Here is a 22,063-nt window from a genome sequence, read left to right on the forward strand (position 1 = left end):
TTAACTTTTAATCTTTCGTTTGTAACTGCTGATACATATCAAGGTATTTATGGCAACTGCGGGTCCAACTAAAATCTTGGGTCATCGCTGCTTGAACTAATTTCTGCCAAGTCTCAGGAGAAAATTCATATAGCTCTATTGCTTTTTTGATACACTCAATAAGTCTAAAGGAGGAATATTCCTGAAAGCCAAAACCAGTACCTGTCCCTTCAACTGGATTAAAAGGAGTAACGGTATCTTTAAGCCCCCCTATTTCATGAACAACAGGTATAGTTCCATAGCGCATAGCAATCATCTGCGATAAACCACAAGGCTCAAAAGCTGAAGGCATTAGGAAAATATCCGCACTAGCGTACATCTGCTGTGCTAATTTGGTATCAAAATCAATCACTACGGTACTGTTTGTCGGATACCTTTGAGCAATTTCTGTAAAACCTCGTTCAAAATCTGGATCCCCTGTACCTAACAAGATAAATTGGACATCCATTTGCAGCAAGTTTTCAAATTCATCAAGCAAAAGATGAAATCCCTTTTGATAAGTTAAACGGCTAACTACAGCAATTAAAGGAACAGAAGTATTCACATCTAAACCCATCAATTTTTGCATAGCTACCTTATTTTGTTGTTTTCCTGTTAAATTTTCTACAGAGTAATGAACATCCAATGCTGGATCTGTTTCAGGATCATTTAGTTCATAATCAATCCCATTTAAAATACCACTTAGCTTACCAGCTTCCATACGCAAAATCACTTCCAAGCCACAGCCAAACTCAGGCGTTTGAATTTCTTCGGCATAAGAAGGACTTACTGTAGTCACCTTATCTGCATACAAAATCCCAGCTTTCATAAAGTTTAATGCATCCCCTAAACGTAAGGTTCCGTCCTCATAACGCTCAGTACCCATACCAAATAAATCTGGTAAAATTTGGGGACCATATTGACCTTGAAATTGTATATTATGGATAGTTAAAACGGTACGGATATTACGATAAGCTTTAATCCAATGATACTTTTCCTTTAATAAAAAAGGAATCATTGCCGTATGATAGTCATTTACGTGTAAAATGTCAGGAATAAAATCAATTTTTTCCATTAACTCGATGACCGCCATTTGAAAGTAAGCAAAACGTTCGCCGTCATCATAATAGCCATATAGCTCCTCTCGGTCAAAATAGTAAAGGTTATCAATAAAGTAATAAGTCACTTCATCGATTGTTATTTTTTTTACGCCGCAGTATTGTTTTCGCCAACCTACATTAACTTCAAAATGAAGAACATCTTCTAATTGTTTTTTATAAGTATCAGACATTTTAGTAAAATAAGGTAAAACAACTGCGGTTTCTACGTTTTCTTTGGCAAGTACTTTAGGTAACGTTCCTATAACGTCGCCTAGACCGCCTGTTTTAAAAAATGGTGCACATTCTGCCGCTGCGAAAAGAAGCTTCATCGTTTAACCTCCAATAATATCTTGTGTCACATGACTGCCTTTTTCAATCACTACTGGTTTTTCAGGCGTCCCTTCAATACGTACCCCTTCATCTACCACAACATTCTTATCCAAAATAGCACAACGTACAGTAGCACTTGATTTTACTATATTGCTTGGGAAAATCAGCGAATCAAATACTTCAGCACCTTCTTTGATGCTTGTCCCTCGCCCGACTAGAGTTCGTTCCACGCGTCCTTCAATCATACAACCTGTTGCAAATTGACTATTATTGACAATCGAAGTTTCTGAGTAAAATGTCGGTACTTCGTTTTTCATTTTCGTATAAACTTTTTGACTAGAGTATAGTAAAGCATTAAATTTTTGTGTATCTAACATGTCCATATTCGCACGATAATAAGATAAAACATCAAATATATTATTTAAATAGCCGGTATATTCATAAGCATTAGTTGAAGAGCTGATACGTTCACGCAAAAAGCTTTCCACATTGCCCAAGACACCACCCGCTTGCTTTTGTTGTAAGATTTCAATTAAAAGGTCTGTTTTAATAATAAAGATATCTGCGCAAAGATTTACTTCTTCTTGTGTGGTAATATCTTTAGCAAATGTTTTTTCTCTAATCGTATGTTCATTATCTAAAGTAAATAAAAGATCATCATCTTGAGTTTTATCCATACTTACTTTTTTATAAACTACTGTCATATCCTGTTGTCTTGATTGATGAATATGAAGTAACGTTTTTAAATCAATGTTGCATAAAATTTTACTGTTCATATATACAGCATATTCAGATTTTGACTTGCGTAAATAATCAATCACCACATCGTAATAACTGCTATTATTATCATCTTTACGAATAAAATCCTGATAAGTATGAACAAAAAAATGATTTTGAATACCATCTAAATTCCACTCTTTACCCCCGCCCAAATGATCAAAGACTGAGCGTGTTTCGCCTTCATTAAAAACCATAAAAAGAGATTTTATATTCGCATTGGCAACATTTGATAAATTAAAATCGATTAAACGATATTTTCCATCAAAAGGTAAAGTGGCTAAAGGACGATTTTTGATTAGAGGCATTAAACCATTATAACGATGCAAATTTCCTACCAATGCACACATTTTATTAGTCTTCATCCATCGTCACCCCAATCACTTCATTATAACCAACAACTTCTATCTCTTCTGTTCCATCAATTTCAGCGTTATCTCCAATAATGGCGTTTTCACCAATAATGGCTCGTTTAACAACCACATTTTTGCCGATTGTTGCCCCTGACATAATGACACTATCGGATACCGAAGCACCATCTTTTATTTGGACATCGTCTGATAAAATGCTATGTTTTACATCCCCAGCGATATAACAACCATCCGAAATTAACGAATCTTTAGCTGAACCCATTTCAGTGATAAAATGAGGAGGAGAAATACGATTTTTAGAATAAATGCGCCACCCTTTATCCCGGATATCTAACTCCATCTCTGGATCTAAAAATTCCATATTCGCTTCCCAAAGAGAATCAATCGTTCCGACATCTTTCCAATAACCTTTAAAACGATAAGCAACTACATTTTCTCCACTATCAAGGTAAGCGGGAATCACATGTTTTCCGAAGTCGCTCATCGTACTATCTTTAGCGTAGCTGGTACGCAAAACACTTCGCAAACGTCCCCAGTTAAAGATATAAATCCCCATCGAAGCTAAGTTGCTTTTTGGGTTTTCAGGTTTTTCTTCAAATTCAATAATTCGATCATTTTCATCTGTATTCATAATGCCAAATCTGGAAGCTTCCTTGAATGGAACTTCAATAACTGCTACCGAAAGCGATGCCCTTTTTTTCTTATGATTTTCAAGCATGGCTTCATAATCCATTTTATAAATATGGTCTCCCGATAAAATTAAAACATATTGTGGATCTAAGCGGTCAATATAATCCATATTTTGATAAATCGCATGGGCTGTTCCTTCAAACCATTTACTCCCTTCCGAGCTTGAATAAGGTTGTAAAATCGTTGCTCCTGAATCAATTCCATCTAAGCCCCAGCTAGCTCCGTTTCCTATATGAGCGTTTAACTCTAAAGGCTGGTATTGCGTGACAACCCCTACATTTTTAATGCCAGAATTAGCACAATTACTTAATGTAAAATCAATAATTCGATAACGCCCGCCAAACGGCACACCAGGTTTAGCCATATTCTTTGTGAGTTTTCCTAAACGCGTTCCTTGTCCGCCTGCTAAAATCATAGCTACTGTTTCTGTTTTCATTGTTTCGGTGAAAACACCTTTCCTCCTCTCAATTATTCCTAACTATTGCTGCTAACTTGTGTGTATTTTTTCCGGTTTAATAATTAAAGCACCTAAAGCTGGTAAAATCGTTTGAATTTGATAATCGAATTGTTTAAAAGGTTGCTCAACACTTTGACAACTAGTGTTGTTTTTTGTCCATGTTCCACCAAACTCTGTTTTTTCAGTATTTAAAACCTCTTGATAACTTCCAGGATAGGGAACACCAATCGCAAAATTTTGTCTTTCTATCGGTGCCAAATTTAATGCTACAATTAAAAAGTCCTTTTTGGTTTTTGATTTGCGAATAAATGTCAATGTACTTTCCGCTGTATTATCTGCATCGATAATCTCTATCGTTTCAGCTGTATCTTCTAACTCCCACAAACTACGTTCTTGCTTATATAGAGCATTCAACTTTGCAGTAAAAGTCTGCATTTTTTTATTTAATTCATCTTCTAGGTTTCCCCACTCCAAGCCTTCATCATATTTCCATTCCAAAAACTGTCCATATTCACTACCCATAAACAGTAATTTTTTCCCGGGATGTGTCATCATGAAAGTATACATATTACGTAAATGAGCGAACTGCTTATACCGATCTCCCCACATTTTATGCATTAAACTCTTTTTCCCATGAACAACTTCATCATGTGAAAAAGGCAGAATATAGTGTTCATTCATCATATACATAAAAGAAAAGGTCAATAAGTGGAAGTTATCTTTGCGAAAAATAGGGTCCATCTCATAAAATCGTAATACATCGTTCATCCAGCCCATATTCCACTTATAATCAAATCCTAAGGCACCACTTTCAATCATTCCTGTAATTTTCGTTTCAGAACTGCTTTCTTCTGCCATCATCACTGCTTGTGGAAAGGCCAGTTTGATTACTGCATTTAATTTTTGTAAAAAATAATAACCTTCAAAATTACGATTTCCTCCTTCATGATTGGGCTGCCAAGGTCCCTCATCGTAATCCAAATACAGCATGCTAGAAACAGCATCCACGCGCATCCCATCAATGTGGTAAACTTCAAACCAAAATAAAGCGCTTGAAATCAAAAAACTTTGTACTTGTGGTTTGCCTAAATCAAAACAAATGGTCCCCCAACGAATGTTGTGAGCTCGATTTGGATCTTCATACTCAAATGTTGGTGTACCATCATAATAAGGAAGTGTGTCCTCATTAATACAAAAATGCGCAGGTACCCAATCAACAAATACACCAATATTATTTTGATGACAACTATCTACAAAATCACGAAATTCTTCGGGTGTAACATAATAAGAAGATAGTGCGAAAAAACCCGTCAATTGATAGCCCCAGGAAGCCCCGAGAGGATGTTCCATTAATGGAAGAAATTCGATATGTGTATAGCCCATTTCTTTTACATAGGGAATTAGCTCTTTTCTTAATTCATCAAAGGTATATGGTTGTCCGTCTTCATAATGTTGCCAAGAACTGGCATGAACTTCATAAATATTCATAGGACGTTTTAATGTTTTCGTTTTTTTCTGGCGTCCACGCCATAAATTATCGTGCCATTTTTTTTCCGCTATCGTATACACAACGGCTGCTGTACCAGGCCTTTTTTCAAAGCGAATCGCAAAAGGATCAATTTTCATAATTTTACGGCCATTTGCTTGCTCGACTAAAAATTTGTATAATTGTCCTTCTTCAGGCAAAGAGGTTGAGATTTCCCATACACCAGATTTTTCCCTTTTCTCCATTGGTAAAGATTCGTCCCAACCATTAAAATCTCCAACCAGGTACACTTGTCTAGCATTTGGTGCCCATACCCGGAAAACGTATCCGTTTTCATTTTTGCGTAAACCTAAAAAGTGCTGAACATAAAAATTTTCTCCCGTTAAAAATCGCTGCTCAGCTTCTAAAACTTCTTTACTTGTTTCGAGCATAACAACCCTCCTTTGAAAAATAACAAAACAACATCTAAAATGATGAATTTATTAGTTAACTATTATTGCTAACTCCATTATAGCACAAACATCAGCATTTCAAGTGAATTTTTTAAAGATTCTAAAAAATAACAAAGACACAAAATATAAAGGAAACATTTTATAAAAATGACATTTTCGCTATTATTTTCAGTAGCATATGAAACAAACTATTTTATTTATCCATCCCTTTTTTCATTTTTTTCACAAAAAAAAGCGCTAAAATTAGCGTCTGCGCCTTTATTTCTTAGTATTAAATTTTATAAAGTAGGATTTTTTTCACAAAATTCGAAAGATAAAAATGATTTACTAGTTATTAATAAATAAATACACTTAAAAAAATAACTAATAAAATATTCTTAGTAAAAAACCTTTAAGACATAAAAAGAATTATCCTCTTATGTCTTAAAGGTCTTATCTTATAAAATTACTGAAAACTTGCAGTCAAAGGGGGCACAACTTGTTTTTTACGAGAAACAACACCCTTTAGAAAAGCACGATGATTATTTAATTTTACATCAAAAGCTTTTTCAACCATTTCGCTCGGCTCACCAATCACAAGGAGTTCCGAATCACTATCTAAGATATTTGTCACCAAAAGCACAAACAAATCATAATTATTCTCATTATTGGCTTTTTTCATAGCTTTTTCAAGCTCATCTTGCCGATCAAAGACTTCTTGTAAATCCACCGTGTTCACTTGAGCGATACGTACTGTTTTATCACCCATAGGAAAACTTTTAGCATCCATATCTAATAAGACATCTGCTGATTTATCACTAAGATTTGTACCTGCTTTAAGCATTTCTAAACCATAGCTATCAACATCTACACTAGCTATTTCTGCTAATTCTTTGGCGGCATCAATGTCTTCTTGCGTACATGTTGGTGATTTAAACAACAAGGTATCTGAGATAATAGCAGATAGCATAATACCAGCAATTGCTTTTGCAGGAGTTAAACCAGCTTCTTTGTATAGCTTCAAAATAATGGTACTCGTGCATCCTACTGGTTCAGCACGATAATACAGCGGATCAGTGGTGTTAAAATTTGCCACACGATGATGATCCACTACAGACAATATTTTAAGGTTTTCAATATCAGTTACGCTTTGTTGAAATTCGTTATGATCAACCAACATAACATCAGAGGTCTCATTACTAGCCTTAGTAATGACACGTGGTGCTGTTAAATCGAAATAATCCAAAGCAAATTGCGTTTCTTCACTAGCTTCTCCCAAAGCAACAGCTTCAGTATCTTGTCCTTTTTGTTTTTGTAATTCAGAAAAAGCAATGGCCGCCCCAATCGCATCTGTGTCAGGATTTTGGTGACCAAAAACTAAAACCTTTGCCATAACCTTCACTCCAATCTTTCTCTTCATTAATATGATAGCAAAAAGTTTTACAAATTTCCATAATTTTCATAAGATGAAAAAAGTCGAATCGCCTAACACTTTCGTCGTTTCCCTTTTTCAATAATAAAAAAAGAAATTGTAGCATAAGGAAAACAAGACAAAAACCCCGAACTATACTGATGAAAATCACTAATTGCCATTTATTTGCGTCGCAACGAGTAATCTCTTTATAGTTCGGGGATTTTGTATCAAAAGAACTTATATTCTATTTTTCTTTTGTCACCTTGTTTGATAACCAGTATATTGGTCAACTTGAAGAATCTTTTTAGCATTTTCTACTCGTTCTTGTCCTGGCGGCTCAATTCCTTCTAATGGGTATTTCAGACGCAATTCATCCCATTTGTAACGCCCCATTGTATGGTAAGGTAAAATTTCCACCTTATCAACATTATCTAGTGTTTGGATAAATGCGTTTAGTCTTTCTAAAAATTCATCGTAGTCACTGCGAAATGGCACTAGAACATGACGTATCCAAACAGGTTTCCCAATTTCTGATAAATATTGGGCCATCTCTAAAATATTTTCATTACCATGTTTCGTTAATTTTTTGTGCTCAACTGTATCAATGTGTTTAATATCAAATAATAATAAATCGGTGTAATTCATTAGTTCTTCAAACTTACTAAAAAAAGGCTCTTTTCTAGTAAATGGATTGCCACAAGTATCGAGCGTAGTATGGATTCCTTGTGCTTTTGCTTTTTTAAATAAGTCAAGCAAAAAATCAATTTGTAACAGAGGTTCACCACCACTTACAGTGATTCCCCCTTTTTCTCCCCAATAAGCACGATAGTTTAAAGCTTCATCAAGCACATCATCAGCAGTACGCATTTGTGCCTTTTTAGATTTAATATTCCAAGTATCAGGATTATGGCAAAATTGACAGCGCATCCGACACCCTTGAGCAAAGATAACAAAACGAACACCAGGACCATCTACTGTACCAAAATTTTCTGTAGAATGAATACGTCCCATAACTGGATCCGTCATAAAAATCCCTCTTTCGTTAAAAAAGCAAAGCAGTAAGTCATAAACATTATTGCCTGCTATAAGTTTAGAAATTCAGCGGTTATTTAAGCATGGCTAGCTTTTTAACCATTATTTAAAAAGAGGGCAACAAGAGTCTTGTCACCCTCAAAAAAATTTTACATTCTATCATGTGCTGTTCTTGAGATAACGTCGTTTTGTTGTTCACGTGTCAAATCACGGAACTTAACAGCATAACCTGAAACACGAATTGTTAGGTTAGGATATTTTTCTGGATGTTCTTGCGCGTCAAGTAACAGATCATTGGAGAATACATTAACATTAATATGATAAGCCCCTTTGTCAAAGTAACCATCCAACACATTTCTTAAGTTGCCAATACGTGTATCATCATCTTTACCTAAACCAGTCGGGTTAATCGTTTGCGTATTTGAAATTCCATCCATAGCATTTTCATAATTCAAACGAGCTGTTGAATTCAACGAAGCAAGTAGTCCATTTTTTTCACCTAAATATTTACCATCTTGGTAACTTGGGTTAGCTCCTGGTGCCAATGGCTTGCCTGCACGACGTCCATCAGGCGTATTTCCTGTGGCTTTTCCGTAAACAACGTTTGACGTAATAGTTAATAAGGATGTCGTTGGTGTTGAATTGCGATAAGTATGTTGTCGTTTAATTTGAGTAATGAAATATTCTACAATCCAATTCGCCATCTCATCAGCTTCTTTATTATCATTACCATAAGTTGGAAATTCATTTTGTGGTTCGTAATCTACTGCCAAGCCATTTTCATCACGAATCACTTTAACATTGCCGTATTTAATGGCCATGATACTATCAGCCGCATGAGAAATCCCTGCAATCCCTGTAGCAAACGTACGTTTCAAATTCGTATCCATTAAAGCTAATTGGGCAGCTTCATAAGAATATTTATCATGCATGTAGTGAATCACATTTAAGGTGTTAACATATAGCTCAGCTAACCAATCTAACATATCCTTATATTTTTCAATAAAGTCATCATAGTCAATAGAATCGCCAGTTATTGGACGATACTTAGGTCCGACTTGTTTTTTTGTTTTTTCATCTACCCCACCGTTAATTGCATACAAAACGGCTTTACATAAGTTAGCGCGAGCACCAAAGAATTGCATGTCTTTACCTGTAACTGTTGCAGACACACAACAAGCAATTGCCACGTCATCTGAACCCCAGTTTTCACGTAACAAATCATCGTTTTCAAACTGAATAGATGAACTTTCTTTGGCCATTTTGGCAGCAAATGTACGGAATCCTTCAGGTAAGTGAGAAGAATATAAAACAGTCATATTTGGTTCTGGCGCAGGTCCCATATTGCTTAATGTATGCAACAAGCGGAAATCATTTTTAGTTACTAGTGAACGTCCGTCAATTCCCATACCTGCAAGAGATAAAGTTGCCCAAACAGGGAAACCTGAGAACAATTCATTATATTCCGGCGTACGTGCAAATTTCACCATACGTAATTTTAAGACAAGTTGGTCGATTAGTTCTTGTGCTTGTGCTTCTGTAAGAATACCTTTATCCAAATCACGTTGGATATAAATATCTAAGAAAGCTGAAACTCGTCCAAAGGACATTGCAGCACCATTTTGTGATTTAATAGCACCTAAATAGCCAAAATACAACCATTGAATCGCTTCTTGTGCTGTTTCTGCCGGGCGAGAAATATCGAAGCCGTAAGAAGCAGCCATTGTTTTCAAGTCATTTAAAGCTCGTAGTTGTTCAGTTACTTCTTCTCTTAAACGAATAACATCGTCGGTCATTGTCCGATTTCCCGTATTGGCTAAATCATCTTGTTTTTGTTCAATCAGATAGTCAATTCCGTATAAAGCAACTCGGCGATAGTCACCAATAATACGTCCACGACCATAAGCATCAGGCAACCCTGTAATGATCTTATTCGAGCGTGCCCGTCTCATTTCTGGAGTATACGCATCAAAAACACCTTGATTGTGCGTTTTACTCCAGTCAGTGAAAATCTTCGTCATTTCTTCATCCACTTCGTAACCGTTTGATTGCAAAGCATTGTTTGCCATCTTAATGCCGCCAAAAGGTTGGAAAGCTTGTTTTAGTGGTACGTCTGTTTGTAAGCCGACAATTTTTTCTTCGTCCTTGTTTAAATATCCTGGACCGTGTGAGGTAACAGTTGATGGAATGTCGTTATCCATGTCATAAACGCCTTTGTGCTCATGTTCTACTTCAAATAATTCTTGTAATTGGGTCCACAATTTGTCTGTACTTTCAGCAATTGGTTCTAAAAACTTGTCATCTCCGCGATATTCAGTATAGTTGTTTTGAATAAAATCACGTGTGTTTACTTCATGGCGCCAAGTTTCTCCTTTAAAACCTTCCCAAGCAGTCTTGTTTACGTTTTCTGTATTATTTGTTACAGATGCCATATGATGCTCCTCCTTATTTTCTGTGCTTTATGCAACAGTCTTACTGTGAATAGTATAACACATAGCCCTTTTTTTGCAAGCACTTGCATGTTAGTTTTTTAACAAATACAAATAAAAAAATACATTATTCCTGTTAAAAGCCCGGAATTTAAGCATTTTAATTGTGATAGTTTAATCATTTTTTATTTTTTCGGCAAGATAAAAATCACACAAATTAGTAAAACAAGCTCACTGTATTGGTACAGTTTTACAAAGCTATAATAGAAAATGATACAGTAAAGAAAGTAGATAGACGTTTTCTGGGTACACGATTCTATATGGTCTATCCTACTTTCAAATTTAGCTCCTATCTGGAAATACTATACTATAAACAGCTTACCTATTTTATAAGTGCTAAGCATTTCGCTATGGACAAAGACAGGGAGGAAAATCCAAATCGATTCCCTATGTTTGCAAAGATAGGGAATGTTTCTAGATTTCACTCCCTGAGAAGTAAAAGACAGGGAATAGATTAAAAAAAGACTCCCTGTTATTAGAGTAAATTAGTATAAATTTGTATGATTATAGAAAAAAAGAAAAAACATAAGGATCGAATAGCTGTTTCACTCCCTGTTATGCTCTTCATAGGGAGTAAAACGAAGATTTAACCCCTGAAAACCCAAAGATAGGTAACGCTTTTTTAATTTAACCCCTATAAATTGTCTAAACTTATACCTAGCGTTTATTTTCAGGATTCAATGATTTTAGTTTTAACCTTATTATAAAAAACCAAGAATAAACGACACTTTTCGCCGCTTATTCTTGGTATCATTGGTTTATTCTTCTCTATCCTCTTGCAAGTCAAATTGTTCCTTGACTTCAATAACTTTACCGCCTTGTTTTTCATCCAAGGCAAACGAGCCATTTGACATACGATCACTAATCGGATAATGATCACTTTGAATTTCTGCTTGTTGCCCCTTTTCATTAGCCAGTAGCAACGTTTTATTTTGTCCATCTCCCATGTAAACAATACGATGAGGATTTTTTTTCAATTCCCTTAAAATCATAACACCTCGTTTAGCTCGGCTTAATTGACTCAGTTCTTGAGCAAGCATACGTTTTATTGCACCACGCTGAGATACAATAATGACAGGATTATCCCCATTACTATAAACCAATAGTCCATTGACTACTTCATCTTCAGCTTTCAGATTAATGGCTTTAACACCACTTGCCTTTGCACCAACTATAGGTACTTCATTTAATGCATAACGTAGTCCCATACCTTTATAAGTCGCTAAAAAGACATCTAGTTCTTCTTTTGTATCGACTAGAAAAGCATTGATTAATTCATCTGTTTCGTCCTTAAATTTCATTGCAGTAACTCCACGGCTTTTATAGGTCCGCCATGGCGCAAATTCATCCATTCGAGTTTGCTTAATCATGCCATTTTTCGTCATAAACACAAAATTTCGAGCTGCATCTAATTCTCTGTAACTGAAAACTGACAAAACGACTTCATCGGAGTTAAAGTTTAATACTGTCTGCGAGAGATGTTCTCCTGTGTCTTTCCATTTCAAATCAGGCAATTCAAAAACAGGACGGTAAATCATATTTCCTCTATTAGTTACCAGCAACAAATGATCCAAAGTATTTAACTGTTGACAAAAAACCACCTCATCTGTCTCTTTCATCCCAAGTTCTTCGGGTCTAGAAGCACTAAAAGAACGTAAGCTACTACGCTTAATATATCCTTCTTTAGTAATAGCTGTCATCACTTCTTCTGAAGGAACTAAGACTTCTGTTTCAATCTTAATTTCTTCAATTTGTTCTTCAATTTGCGTTAACCGCGGAGTACTGAATTTCTTTTTCACTTGCCGTAATTCATTTTTTATGACTTTCATTAATTCAGTTTCATCACTTAAAATTTTCTGCAATTCAGCAATATAGGCGGCTAATTCTTTTGCTTCATTTTCCAATTCAGTAATATCAGTATTGGTTAAACGGTATAACTGCAAATTAACGATGGCTTCTGCCTGTGCTTGAGTAAACTGATGCTGAATAACCAGGTTATTTTTAGCATCTTTTTTATCTTTACTAGCACGAATAGTGGCAATTACTTTATCAAGAATGGACAATGCCTTCATCAATCCATCGACGATATGTTGTCGTTTTTGCGCTTTATTTAATTCAAATTGACTGCGTTTTAAAACTACGTCACGACGATGTTCAATATAACTTGCTAAAATATGCTTTAAGCTCACTTGCTGAGGCCGCTTATGGTCAATAGCTACCATATTAAAACTATAGTTGACTTGTAAGTCTGTATTTTTAAATAAATAATTCAATATACCTTGCGCATTTATATCTTTTTTCAACTCAATAACCATGCGTAAGCCGGAGCGGTCTGTTTCGTCTCGTACTTCTGCAATACCTTCGATTTTTTTTGCTAGACGAATTTCATCGATTCTTTTCACTAAAGTAGCTTTATTTACTTCATAGGGGATTTCAGTAACAACAATTTGCTGCTTGCCGCCATGTAATGTTTCAATTTCTGTTTTGGACCGCAAAATCACTTTTCCCTTACCGGTTTCATAAGCTTTTTTGATTTCTTCTTTTCCCTGAAGGATACCTCCTGTAGGAAAATCCGGTCCTGGAATAAATTCCATTAATTTATTTAAAGAAGCATTAGGATGATCGATTAAATAGACAGTACCATCGATCACTTCTGCTAAATTGTGCGTGGGAATCTCTGTTGCATAACCAGCTGATATTCCGGTGGAACCATTTACCAGCAAATTGGGAAATTTTGCCGGTAATACAGTAGGTTCTTTTTCAGTATCGTCAAAATTTAATACCATATCCACAGTATCTTTTTCAATATCAGCCAACATCATACCACTTAGTTCCGATAGACGAGCTTCCGTGTAACGCATTGCTGCAGGCGGATCCCCATCCATACTCCCATTATTGCCATGCATTTCCACTAAAACTTCTCGCAACTTCCAGTCTTGACTCATTCGTACCATAGCTTCGTAAATACTGCTATCTCCATGTGGGTGGTAATTTCCCATGACATTGCCAACAGATTTAGCAGATTTACGAAAACTTTTGTCGTGAGTATTGCCATCATTATTCATTGAAAATAGAATACGTCGTTGCACCGGTTTTAATCCATCTCGAACATCTGGTAAAGCTCGTTCTTGAATAATATATTTCGAATAACGACCAAAACGATCGCCCATCACTTCTTCTAATGTTAACTCTTGAATATGATTATTTTGTTCCAAAAACTCACCTTCTACTCAAATAATTTCGTTTCTTCAAAAGATTCTTCTGCTGTATTTTTTTCATCTGTTGATTCAGTCGTCTCTAGAATACTACCGTCTTCTTCTAAGCTAAACTGTACATGCGATTCGATCCATTTTCTTCTAGGAGCGACTTTATCCCCCATCAAAGTGGTTACCCGGCGCTCTGCTTGCGCAGCATCATCGATTCTAACACGTACTAACGTTCGGTGTTCTGGATCCATAGTTGTTTCCCATAATTGTTCTGCATTCATCTCACCTAAACCTTTATACCGTTGTAACAAATAGCCCTTGCCTATATTTTGAGTAATAGAAGCTAATTCTTCATCAGTCCAAGCATATTGATTGATCTGCTTTTTTCCACTACCTTTCGTTACCTTATAAAATGGAGGCAGAGCAATATACACTTTTCCTGCTTCTACCAAAGGTTTCATATAGCGATAAAAAAAGGTTAGTAGTAATACTTGAATATGTGCACCGTCAGTATCTGCATCGGTCATAATAATAATTTTATCATAGTTGCAATCTTCCAATGTAAACTCCGGACCAACGCCTGCACCAATGGTATAAATCATGGTATTGATTTCTTCGTTTTTTAAGATGTCCTGCATATTCGCTTTTTCAGTATTAATGACTTTTCCGCGTAAAGGCAAAATAGCTTGGAATTTTCGATCGCGTCCTTGTTTAGCCGAACCACCCGCTGAGTCACCTTCAACTAAATATAACTCATTTTTTTGTGGATTTTTAGACTGTGCTGGGGTTAGCTTACCCGAAAGTAGGGATTCGCCCTTTTTCTTTTTCTTACCGTTCCTACTATCTTCACGTGCTTTTCGAGCCGCTTCACGAGCTAATCGTGCTTTAGTTGCTTTACGTATAAGCATTTGACTCATGTCATTATTTTCTTGTAAGTAAAAGATGAGTTGTTCACTAATAACGTTATCTGTTGCCGTCCTAGCGGCAGGAGTTCCTAATTTTTCTTTTGTTTGTCCTTCAAATTGTAATAAATTTTCAGGAATGCGTACAGACAAAATAGCGGCTAGCCCTTCGCGAAAATCACTACCTTCTAAATTTTTGTCTTTATCTTTTAATAAACCAACCTTACGAGCATATTCATTAAAGGTTTTTGTCAAAGAGGCCTTCATACCTGCTTCATGTGTCCCACCATCTTTAGTCCTTACATTATTAACAAATGACAGAATATTTTCCGAATAACCATCATTATATTGAAAAGCAAATTCTACTTCGATGCCATCTTTTTCACCAGAAAAATAGGCGACAGGTGTTAAGGTATCCTTTTCTTCATTTAAATAGTCGACAAATTCTTTGATTCCTTCTTCAAAGAAAAAAGCTTCTTCTGTTTTTTCTTCTCCTCGTAAATCTGTCAGAGTAATTTTTACGCCTTTTAGTAAGAAAGCTGACTCACGCAGCCGTTCAGCTAAAGTACTATATGAAACCTTAGCTGAAGAAAAAATTTCTGGGTCTGGTAAAAAATGTACTGTTGTACTGTTTGCTTCCTTCGTTTTTCCGATTTTTTTTAATGTACCTTCTGGCTTACCGCCATTTTTAAACGTTTCTTTATATCTCATCCCATCACGCACAATGGTTACTTCCAGCCAGCTTGAAAGAGCATTAACCACACTAGCACCTACACCATGTAGACCCCCAGAAGTTTTGTATCCTCCCGCTTGTCCAAATTTACCGCCCGCATGCAGAACAGTAAAAATGACTTCTACGGTAGGAATACCTGAAGCATGCATTCCTACTGGCATCCCTCGTCCATGGTCAACCACTTGGATACTATTATCTTCACAAATAGTAACATCAATCGTATCCCCATAACCAGAAAGTGCTTCATCAACTGCATTATCTACAATTTCGTATACCAGATGATGTAATCCGCGCTGATCCGTAGAGCCAATATACATCCCTGGACGTTTTCTTACTGCTTCTAATCCCTCTAATACTTGGATTGAAGCATCATTATATTCATTGGATTTTTTTGCCAAAGTCAACGCTCCTTGTATCTTGTTTTTCTTTTATCAGTATTTATAATTAAATTTGTTACACGAACACACTATATCATACGCTAAAAAGCTGACAAAAAAAAGAAGAAAAACCTCGAAATGAAGTTTTTCTTTAGAATCAGTTCGCCAACTCGATCATTTGTAATCCGTTCTTTTTAAACTAAAAAACTTTTTATTTACAGGCTATAAACTATTTTTTCATTAAAAGCTTAAAACCTATGCGAGAGTCTTACTGAGATTATTTTTGATCTAGTTTTCCTAATTCAATTTTGATACAACGGTTCATTACAATATCATTGCGACCTGCCTCTTGTAACTTCTTCGCTGCTTCTTCACTTTCAAGTCCTAATTGTGCCCAAAAAACTTTAGCGTTTGTTTCTAAAAATTCATCCGCAACTTCAGGTAAAAATTCGCTGCGGCGAAATATATCCACAATATCAATCGGTTCTGGAATATCTTGTAAACGTGCATAGACTTTTTGACCTAATATTTCTTTACCTGCCAATTTTGGATTCACAGGAAAAATGTGATAGCCATGATTTTGAACAACTTCTGTCACCTGGTAACTTGTACGCTCACTATTATCACTTAAGCCGACAACGGCTACGTTTTTTGCTGTTTTTAAGTAGTTTTGAATTGTTTGTTCGTCTGGATTTTTAAAAGCCATTATCATCGTACTCCTTTAAAAATTTATTATCTAACTTGCATTAGATCAATAATTAAGTTGTTGCTTTTATGTTTTCATGCTAAAATATTGCTAGTCTAACAAAAGGTTGGTTCTTATGAAAATAATTCTATTAATGCTTATTGCTTATTTACTCGGCTCCATTCCGTCTGGCTTATGGATTGGAAAAGCCTTTTACAAAAAAGACATTCGTCAATATGGAAGTGGCAACTCTGGAACAACAAATACCTTCCGTATATTGGGTGTTAAAGCCGGATTTGCTGTTTTTCTTGCTGACTTATTAAAGGGGACACTGGCGACCTCTTTAGCTTATCTACCAGGGATAGACATCAATCCCTTAATATTTGGTTTATGTGCGATTATAGGACATGTCTTTCCTATCTTTGCCGAATTCAAGGGAGGTAAAGCTGTCGCGACCAGTGCCGGCATGTTGTTAGGTTACCATCCGCTTTTCTTTTTCTACTCGTTGGCAATTTTTTTAATTTTATTATTTATCACGAGCATGGTAAGTTTGTCTAGTATGCTTGCAGCAGTGATCATTACACTATCTACTTTTATTCTGCCGTTTATTTTTCCAGTGCTCTTGCCAGAACCCGATGGATTGCTTTCTTTTATAGCAGTCGTAGTGACAGCATTTATATTCTATCTACATAGACAAAATATTCAACGCATTCGTCAAGGAACAGAGAGTCGAATTTCTTTTGGCTTAAATAAAGGTAAAACAAAGAAAAAGAAAAAAGTAAAATGAAAACATCCGAACTATAATCAATCAGATTGGCTTCTGCTTTTTAGCTCATAACGAGTAATTGATGGAGCAATCCTTTATAGTTCGGATATTTTATTGTCAACATTCTTAGTTATTTGACAACGATAGCGTATTTTGTATGAAAGATATCTTGTGCCGCTAATTTTTGAATTCCTAATTTTTCCGTCAGGTCCCCACTGCTTTCAGTTGTATCGGCAATACCCACCCAAGGTTCAATACAAACAAAGGAAGACTTAGTAGGGTAAGTCGACCAAATACCGACATAAGAAAAATCTTTAAAGCTGACTGTAACTGAATGTGGTGACTTTTCAGTACGAATAGCAAAGGAATTTAGCCCTTTCGTTTCGTAAATCAGAGCATCATTTTTAAACAATTCATGGTTTAAAGCAATTGAAGTGTTTGTTTGACCAAGCGTTCGCTGCTTTAAGTCAATAAGTCCATCCTTTAATGGTAAATGAATTCTTGACTTCGCCGGGGAAGGATCTACGTAATAATCGGTAAATGTCAAAGAATCTTCTAAAGGGATATTAAATGCCGGATGAGCACCAATGGAAAAATACATTTCTTCATCAGCAGTATTTTTTACCTGATAATCTACTGTTAGACCATCACCGCCTAAAACATATCCAATAACTAATTCAAAATCAAAAGGATATACCTTTTTCGTTTCTTCTGTACTTTTTAACCGAAAACTGGCAGCATCTTCTTTTTGTTCTATTAGCTCAAAATTCATATCTCTAGCAAAACCATGTTGCGGCAATTGGTAAGTCTTGCCTTTATAGCTGTAAGTTCCATTTTTTAACGAACCGACGATGGGAAATAACACTGGAGCGTGTCTTTTCCAAAATTCTGGATCAGCTTGCCAGATATATTCAATATCTGCATCTTTACGCTTTAAGCTAGCCAACTCAGCACCTTTTTCGTTGAGTACTGCCTTTAGATGATCCGTTTCGATTGTAACTGCCATCGCGCATTCCTCTTTTCTTAAAACTTAGGCTTTATCCAATTCTTCTTTAAACCGATGATTTAAAACTTTTAGATAAGTGCCCTTCATCCCTAGCGAACGTGATTCAATAATGCCTGCTGATTCAAGCTTTCGCAAAGCATTAACAATTACAGAGCGAGTAATCCCAATTTTGTCAGCAATATTAGAAGCAGTCAGACGCCCTTCATCCCCATCCAAAGCATCAAAAATGGCTTGTACAGCTTTTAACTCACTATAAGAAAGCGTACCAACAGCCATCTGAACAGCTGTTGTATTCCGCACATCTTCTTCGATACTACGCGATTTTTGGTACAAAATTTGCATTCCGACAACCGTTGCACTATATTCTGCCAGAACCAAATCTTCTTCATTAAATGGCTGTTCAATACGAGACAAGATAATTGTCCCCAAACGTTCGCCCGCGCCAAAAATTGGAACAACAGTCGTTACCCCATTAGGATAAACTTCTCGCAATTCCACAGGAAAAGCTGTCATGTCACTTTCAATAGTAATATTTGCCTCAGTTTTTTTTAGCTGATCTACCATATCTGTATAGCTTTTAGGAAATTGTTTTTGTACAAACATATTCTTGACCCGTTCATTATTGACATCCAATATTTCAGCAAAACCTAACACACTTCCATCATCGCTAATAATATAAGTGTTGCTGTTCAAAATATCTCCTAAAACATCTGCCATTTCGCCATAAGGCAAGTCAGATTCGATATTAAACGTATTATTTTGCTGCAATAATTCGTTAATTTTTCTAGTTTGTTCTAACAGTGTACTCATAATCTTCTCCTTTAAGTGTTTTCCAGCATTTTTAACCCAGCGACTTTTTTACAGAATGTAACGACTTAAATCCTTATTCTTAGCAATATCCGATAATTTATCCTCAACATAGGCTTCAGTAATTTGAATTTCACCCATTTGCATATCAGAAGCTTCAAATAAAAGATCTTCTAATAATCTTTCTAAGATCGTGTGCAAACGTCTAGCCCCTATATTATCCGTGTCACGGTTGACTTCAAAAGCAATCGTTGCAATCTTTTCAATAGCTTCTTGCGTGAATGTCACACTTACGTTTTCAGTTTCTAATAAAGCAACATATTGTTTAACTAAGGCATTATTGGGTTCTTTTAGAATTTTGACAAAGTCTTCAGCATTTAAATCATTGAGTTCAACACGAATTGGAAAACGTCCTTGCAATTCTGGAATTAGGTCACTTGGCTTAGATACATGGAAAGCACCTGAAGCGATAAATAAAATATGGTCTGTCTGGATTGCCCCATATTTAGTATTCACTTGAGAACCTTCTACAATTGGTAAAATATCACGCTGTACCCCTTCACGCGAGACGTCCCCCGATTGTTCTGATTTTGCAGTCACTTTATCAATCTCATCAATAAAGATAATACCGCTTGATTGTGCTAACTGGATTGCTTCACTATGGATATCTGCGTCGTTTACTAATTTAGCAGATTCTTCTTGAATCAACAGCTCTCTAGCATCCTTTACTGGCAAAGTACGATCCACTTTTTTGCTAGGCGTTAATTGAGAAAAAGCCTCGCTCAAGTCAATTCCCATCTGCTCTAAACCATTGTTCATCATCGGGTTTTGATTTTTCTCTTCTTCTACTTGAATTGTAACTTCGCGGTTGTCCAAAACGCCTCTTTGTAATTGTTCAAAAATAGCTTGACGATTGCTTCTAATTTCTTCTGTCAGCTCTTCTTCTGGCTCTTCAGTTTCTTGTGACTGTTGTCCTTGAGCGAACATATTCATCATTTGTTCATAAGGATTTTGACTTTTCCGTTTTTCTTTTTTAATCCCCGGCGCTAAAGCTTTTGCTAAACGACGATTAGCCTTTTTTTCTGCTTGGCTGTATACATCGCTATAACGCGCTTTTTTGACGATTTGAATCGCATTTTCGACTAAATCACGCACCATTGATTCGACATCACGACCAACATAACCAACTTCAGTAAATTTCGTAGCTTCTACTTTTACAAAAGGTGCAGAAATTGTTTTGGCTAAGCGACGAGCAATTTCAGTCTTTCCTACCCCGGTAGGGCCGATCATTAAAATATTTTTCGGAGTAACATCTTGTTGCATTTGTTCATCTAATTGTAACCGACGATAACGATTTCGCAACGCCACAGCAACTGATTTTTTCGCCTGATCTTGGCCAATAATATAATTATCTAGTTCATTTACAATTTCTTTAGGTGTTTTTTCTCGATTCGTCATCAAACTAACATTCCTCCACATTAATATCATGGTTGGTAAAAATACAAATATCAGCTGCAATATTCAATGCATTTTCAGCAATTTCTTTAGCAGTTAATTTATCACTAGCATATTTGCGCATCGCTCTAGCAGAAGCCAAAGCAAAATTTCCTCCTGAGCCAATCGCTAAAATACCATCATCAGGTGTGATCACTTCGCCTGTTCCTGAAACTAAAAGCATTTCTTCTTTGTTCATGACAATTAACATGGCTTCAAGTTTTTGCATAGAACGCTGAGTGCGCCATTCTTGAGCTAACTCAACGGCAGCTCGTTGTAAATTTCCATGATATTCATTTAATTTTTCTTCGAATTTTTCTTCTAAAGTAAACGCATCAGCTACACTTCCAGCAAAACCGACAACGACTTCCCCGTTATAAATGCGCCGTACTTTTTGCGCTGTTCCTTTCATGACGACTTGTTCGCCCATAGTTACTTGGCCATCTCCGGCCATTGCAAATTTGCCGTCTTTTTCAACTGCACAAATAGTTGTTGAATGAAATTGTGATTCCATTATTGTTGTTCCTCCTAAATTTAAATCATCTTTATGCTCTTGGATGAAACTGGCGATAATTTTTTTGCAGATTCTCTTTAGTTACATGAGTATAAATCTGCGTCGTTGATAAATTAGCATGTCCTAATAGCTCTTGCACTGTCCGCATGTCTGCCCCATTATTTAACAAATGAGTGGCGAAAGTATGTCGCAGCATATGCGGATGGATTTGTGAGTCCAAGCTGCTTTTTTTGATTACTTGATTTAAAGCATACTCAATACCCGTTGAAGTGATCCCATCACCTAAACGGTTAACAAAGACATATGCGTGTGTCTTATGATATTTTTCCATCAAAAAAGAACGCCCATTGGTTAGATACTCATCCAACGCTTCTTGAGCGTAAGCTCCAAACGGCACATAACGATCTTTATTTCCTTTTCCGTGGATATATAATACGCTATTATCCCAATCGATTTGTTCAAGCGTTAATGATGAACATTCACTAACCCGTAAGCCAGAGCCATATAAGACTTCTAGCAAAGCTCGGTCTCTTTGTTGCAACGGTTTCGATCCTTGAACACTATCAAACAACGCCTCCATTTCTTTTTCATAAAAAAAACGAGGAAGTTTGACATTTTTTTTCTTCAAATGAACATAAGAAAAAGGATTTTCTTCTATCACTCCTTGTTTTAATAAAAAATGATAAAAAGAACGCAAGCTGGCAATTTTACGACTAACTGTATTGCGACTATACTTTTTCTCATTTAATTCACTTAAATAAACACGTACATCGCGGTGATCAATCTGTAAATAATTAGCGTCGCCAGAGTCTTTTAAAAAAGAAAAAAAATTCGTAATATCCTCTTGATAAGCTTCTTTTGTTTTTTTAGAATAACCACGCTCTACCAAAAGATAACGATAATACTCACTAGGCCAATCTTTTGTCATCTTGCACTTCTCCTATTCCTTATTCTCCTAAAATGTAGCATAGAAAAAAT

General features: G+C 36.0%; 16 protein-coding genes. 1 reads left to right on the forward strand and 15 read right to left on the reverse strand.

The annotated features are described in order from the left end of the window. Positions 1-7: 7 nt before the first annotated feature. The 10 genes from glgA to TS1_RS00520 all read right to left on the reverse strand — a co-directional run bounded on the left by glgA (position 8) and on the right by TS1_RS00520 (position 16,519). On the reverse strand, positions 8-1,447 hold the full coding sequence (gene glgA, locus TS1_RS00470) for a glycogen synthase GlgA (RefSeq protein ID WP_068706702.1): 1,440 nt from the start codon (positions 1,445-1,447) through the stop codon (positions 8-10). Positions 1,448-1,450: 3 nt separating this feature from the next. Then, positions 1,451-2,590 carry a glucose-1-phosphate adenylyltransferase subunit GlgD gene (gene glgD / locus TS1_RS00475; protein WP_068706704.1) on the reverse strand — a complete coding sequence of 380 codons (1,140 nt, stop codon included), beginning with the start codon at positions 2,588-2,590 and terminating at the stop codon, positions 1,451-1,453. Continuing rightward, positions 2,580-3,722: a glucose-1-phosphate adenylyltransferase gene (locus TS1_RS00480; protein WP_068706706.1), complete on the reverse strand. Its 1,143-nt coding sequence runs from the start codon at positions 3,720-3,722 to the stop codon at positions 2,580-2,582. The genes glgD and TS1_RS00480 overlap by 11 nt, the downstream gene beginning before the upstream one ends. Positions 3,723-3,773: 51 nt before the next feature. Then, positions 3,774-5,660, reverse strand: a complete 1,887-nt coding sequence (gene glgB / locus TS1_RS00485) for a 1,4-alpha-glucan branching protein GlgB (protein ID WP_068706708.1) — start codon at positions 5,658-5,660, stop codon at positions 3,774-3,776. A 466-nt stretch (positions 5,661-6,126) separates the two neighbouring features. Next, positions 6,127-7,053 carry a manganese-dependent inorganic pyrophosphatase gene (locus tag TS1_RS00495; RefSeq protein WP_068706711.1) on the reverse strand — a complete coding sequence of 309 codons (927 nt, stop codon included), beginning with the start codon at positions 7,051-7,053 and terminating at the stop codon, positions 6,127-6,129. 279 nt (positions 7,054-7,332) lie between these two features. Next, positions 7,333-8,100 carry a pyruvate formate-lyase-activating protein gene (gene pflA / locus TS1_RS00500; RefSeq protein ID WP_068706712.1) on the reverse strand — a complete coding sequence of 256 codons (768 nt, stop codon included), beginning with the start codon at positions 8,098-8,100 and terminating at the stop codon, positions 7,333-7,335. Between the two features lie 155 nt (positions 8,101-8,255). Next, the gene (gene pflB, locus TS1_RS00505) at positions 8,256-10,538 is read right to left on the reverse strand and encodes a formate C-acetyltransferase (RefSeq protein WP_068706713.1); all 2,283 of its coding nucleotides are present in this window, start codon (positions 10,536-10,538) and stop codon (positions 8,256-8,258) included. Between the two features lie 815 nt (positions 10,539-11,353). After that, positions 11,354-13,810, reverse strand: coding sequence for a DNA topoisomerase IV subunit A (parC, locus tag TS1_RS00510; RefSeq protein ID WP_068706714.1), 2,457 nt, complete (start codon positions 13,808-13,810; stop codon positions 11,354-11,356). An 11-nt stretch (positions 13,811-13,821) separates the two neighbouring features. Next, positions 13,822-15,834: a DNA topoisomerase IV subunit B gene (gene parE, locus TS1_RS00515; RefSeq protein WP_068706716.1), complete on the reverse strand. Its 2,013-nt coding sequence runs from the start codon at positions 15,832-15,834 to the stop codon at positions 13,822-13,824. Between the two features lie 256 nt (positions 15,835-16,090). Next, positions 16,091-16,519 (reverse strand): CoA-binding protein, encoded by a 429-nt coding sequence (locus TS1_RS00520; RefSeq protein WP_068706718.1) that lies wholly within the window; start codon positions 16,517-16,519, stop codon positions 16,091-16,093. A gap of 115 nt (positions 16,520-16,634) precedes the next feature. Between TS1_RS00520 and plsY the strand changes: the two genes are divergently transcribed. After that, entirely contained in the window at positions 16,635-17,285 is a 651-nt protein-coding gene (gene plsY / locus TS1_RS00525) for a glycerol-3-phosphate 1-O-acyltransferase PlsY (RefSeq protein ID WP_068706720.1), read from the forward strand. 109 nt (positions 17,286-17,394) lie between these two features. Here the strand turns inward: plsY and TS1_RS00530 are convergent, their stop codons facing one another. The 5 genes from TS1_RS00530 to xerC are packed head-to-tail and all read right to left on the reverse strand — an operon-like array spanning position 17,395 to position 22,013. Next, positions 17,395-18,270, reverse strand: a complete 876-nt coding sequence (locus tag TS1_RS00530; RefSeq protein ID WP_068706722.1) for an aldose 1-epimerase family protein — start codon at positions 18,268-18,270, stop codon at positions 17,395-17,397. Between the two features lie 24 nt (positions 18,271-18,294). After that, complete coding sequence (gene codY, locus TS1_RS00535) at positions 18,295-19,080, reverse strand: GTP-sensing pleiotropic transcriptional regulator CodY (protein WP_068706724.1); 786 nt, start codon at positions 19,078-19,080, stop codon at positions 18,295-18,297. A gap of 48 nt (positions 19,081-19,128) precedes the next feature. After that, the gene (gene hslU, locus TS1_RS00540; protein ID WP_068706800.1) at positions 19,129-20,535 is read right to left on the reverse strand and encodes an ATP-dependent protease ATPase subunit HslU; all 1,407 of its coding nucleotides are present in this window, start codon (positions 20,533-20,535) and stop codon (positions 19,129-19,131) included. A 4-nt stretch (positions 20,536-20,539) separates the two neighbouring features. After that, positions 20,540-21,088, reverse strand: a complete 549-nt coding sequence (hslV, locus tag TS1_RS00545; RefSeq protein WP_174519309.1) for an ATP-dependent protease subunit HslV — start codon at positions 21,086-21,088, stop codon at positions 20,540-20,542. Positions 21,089-21,116: 28 nt separating this feature from the next. Beyond that, on the reverse strand, positions 21,117-22,013 hold the full coding sequence (xerC, locus tag TS1_RS00550) for a tyrosine recombinase XerC (RefSeq protein WP_068706728.1): 897 nt from the start codon (positions 22,011-22,013) through the stop codon (positions 21,117-21,119). Positions 22,014-22,063: the final 50 nt, after the last annotated feature.

The sequence above is a fragment of the Tetragenococcus solitarius NBRC 100494 genome (genome assembly GCF_001544195.1).
Taxonomy (GTDB): domain Bacteria; phylum Bacillota; class Bacilli; order Lactobacillales; family Enterococcaceae; genus Tetragenococcus; species Tetragenococcus solitarius.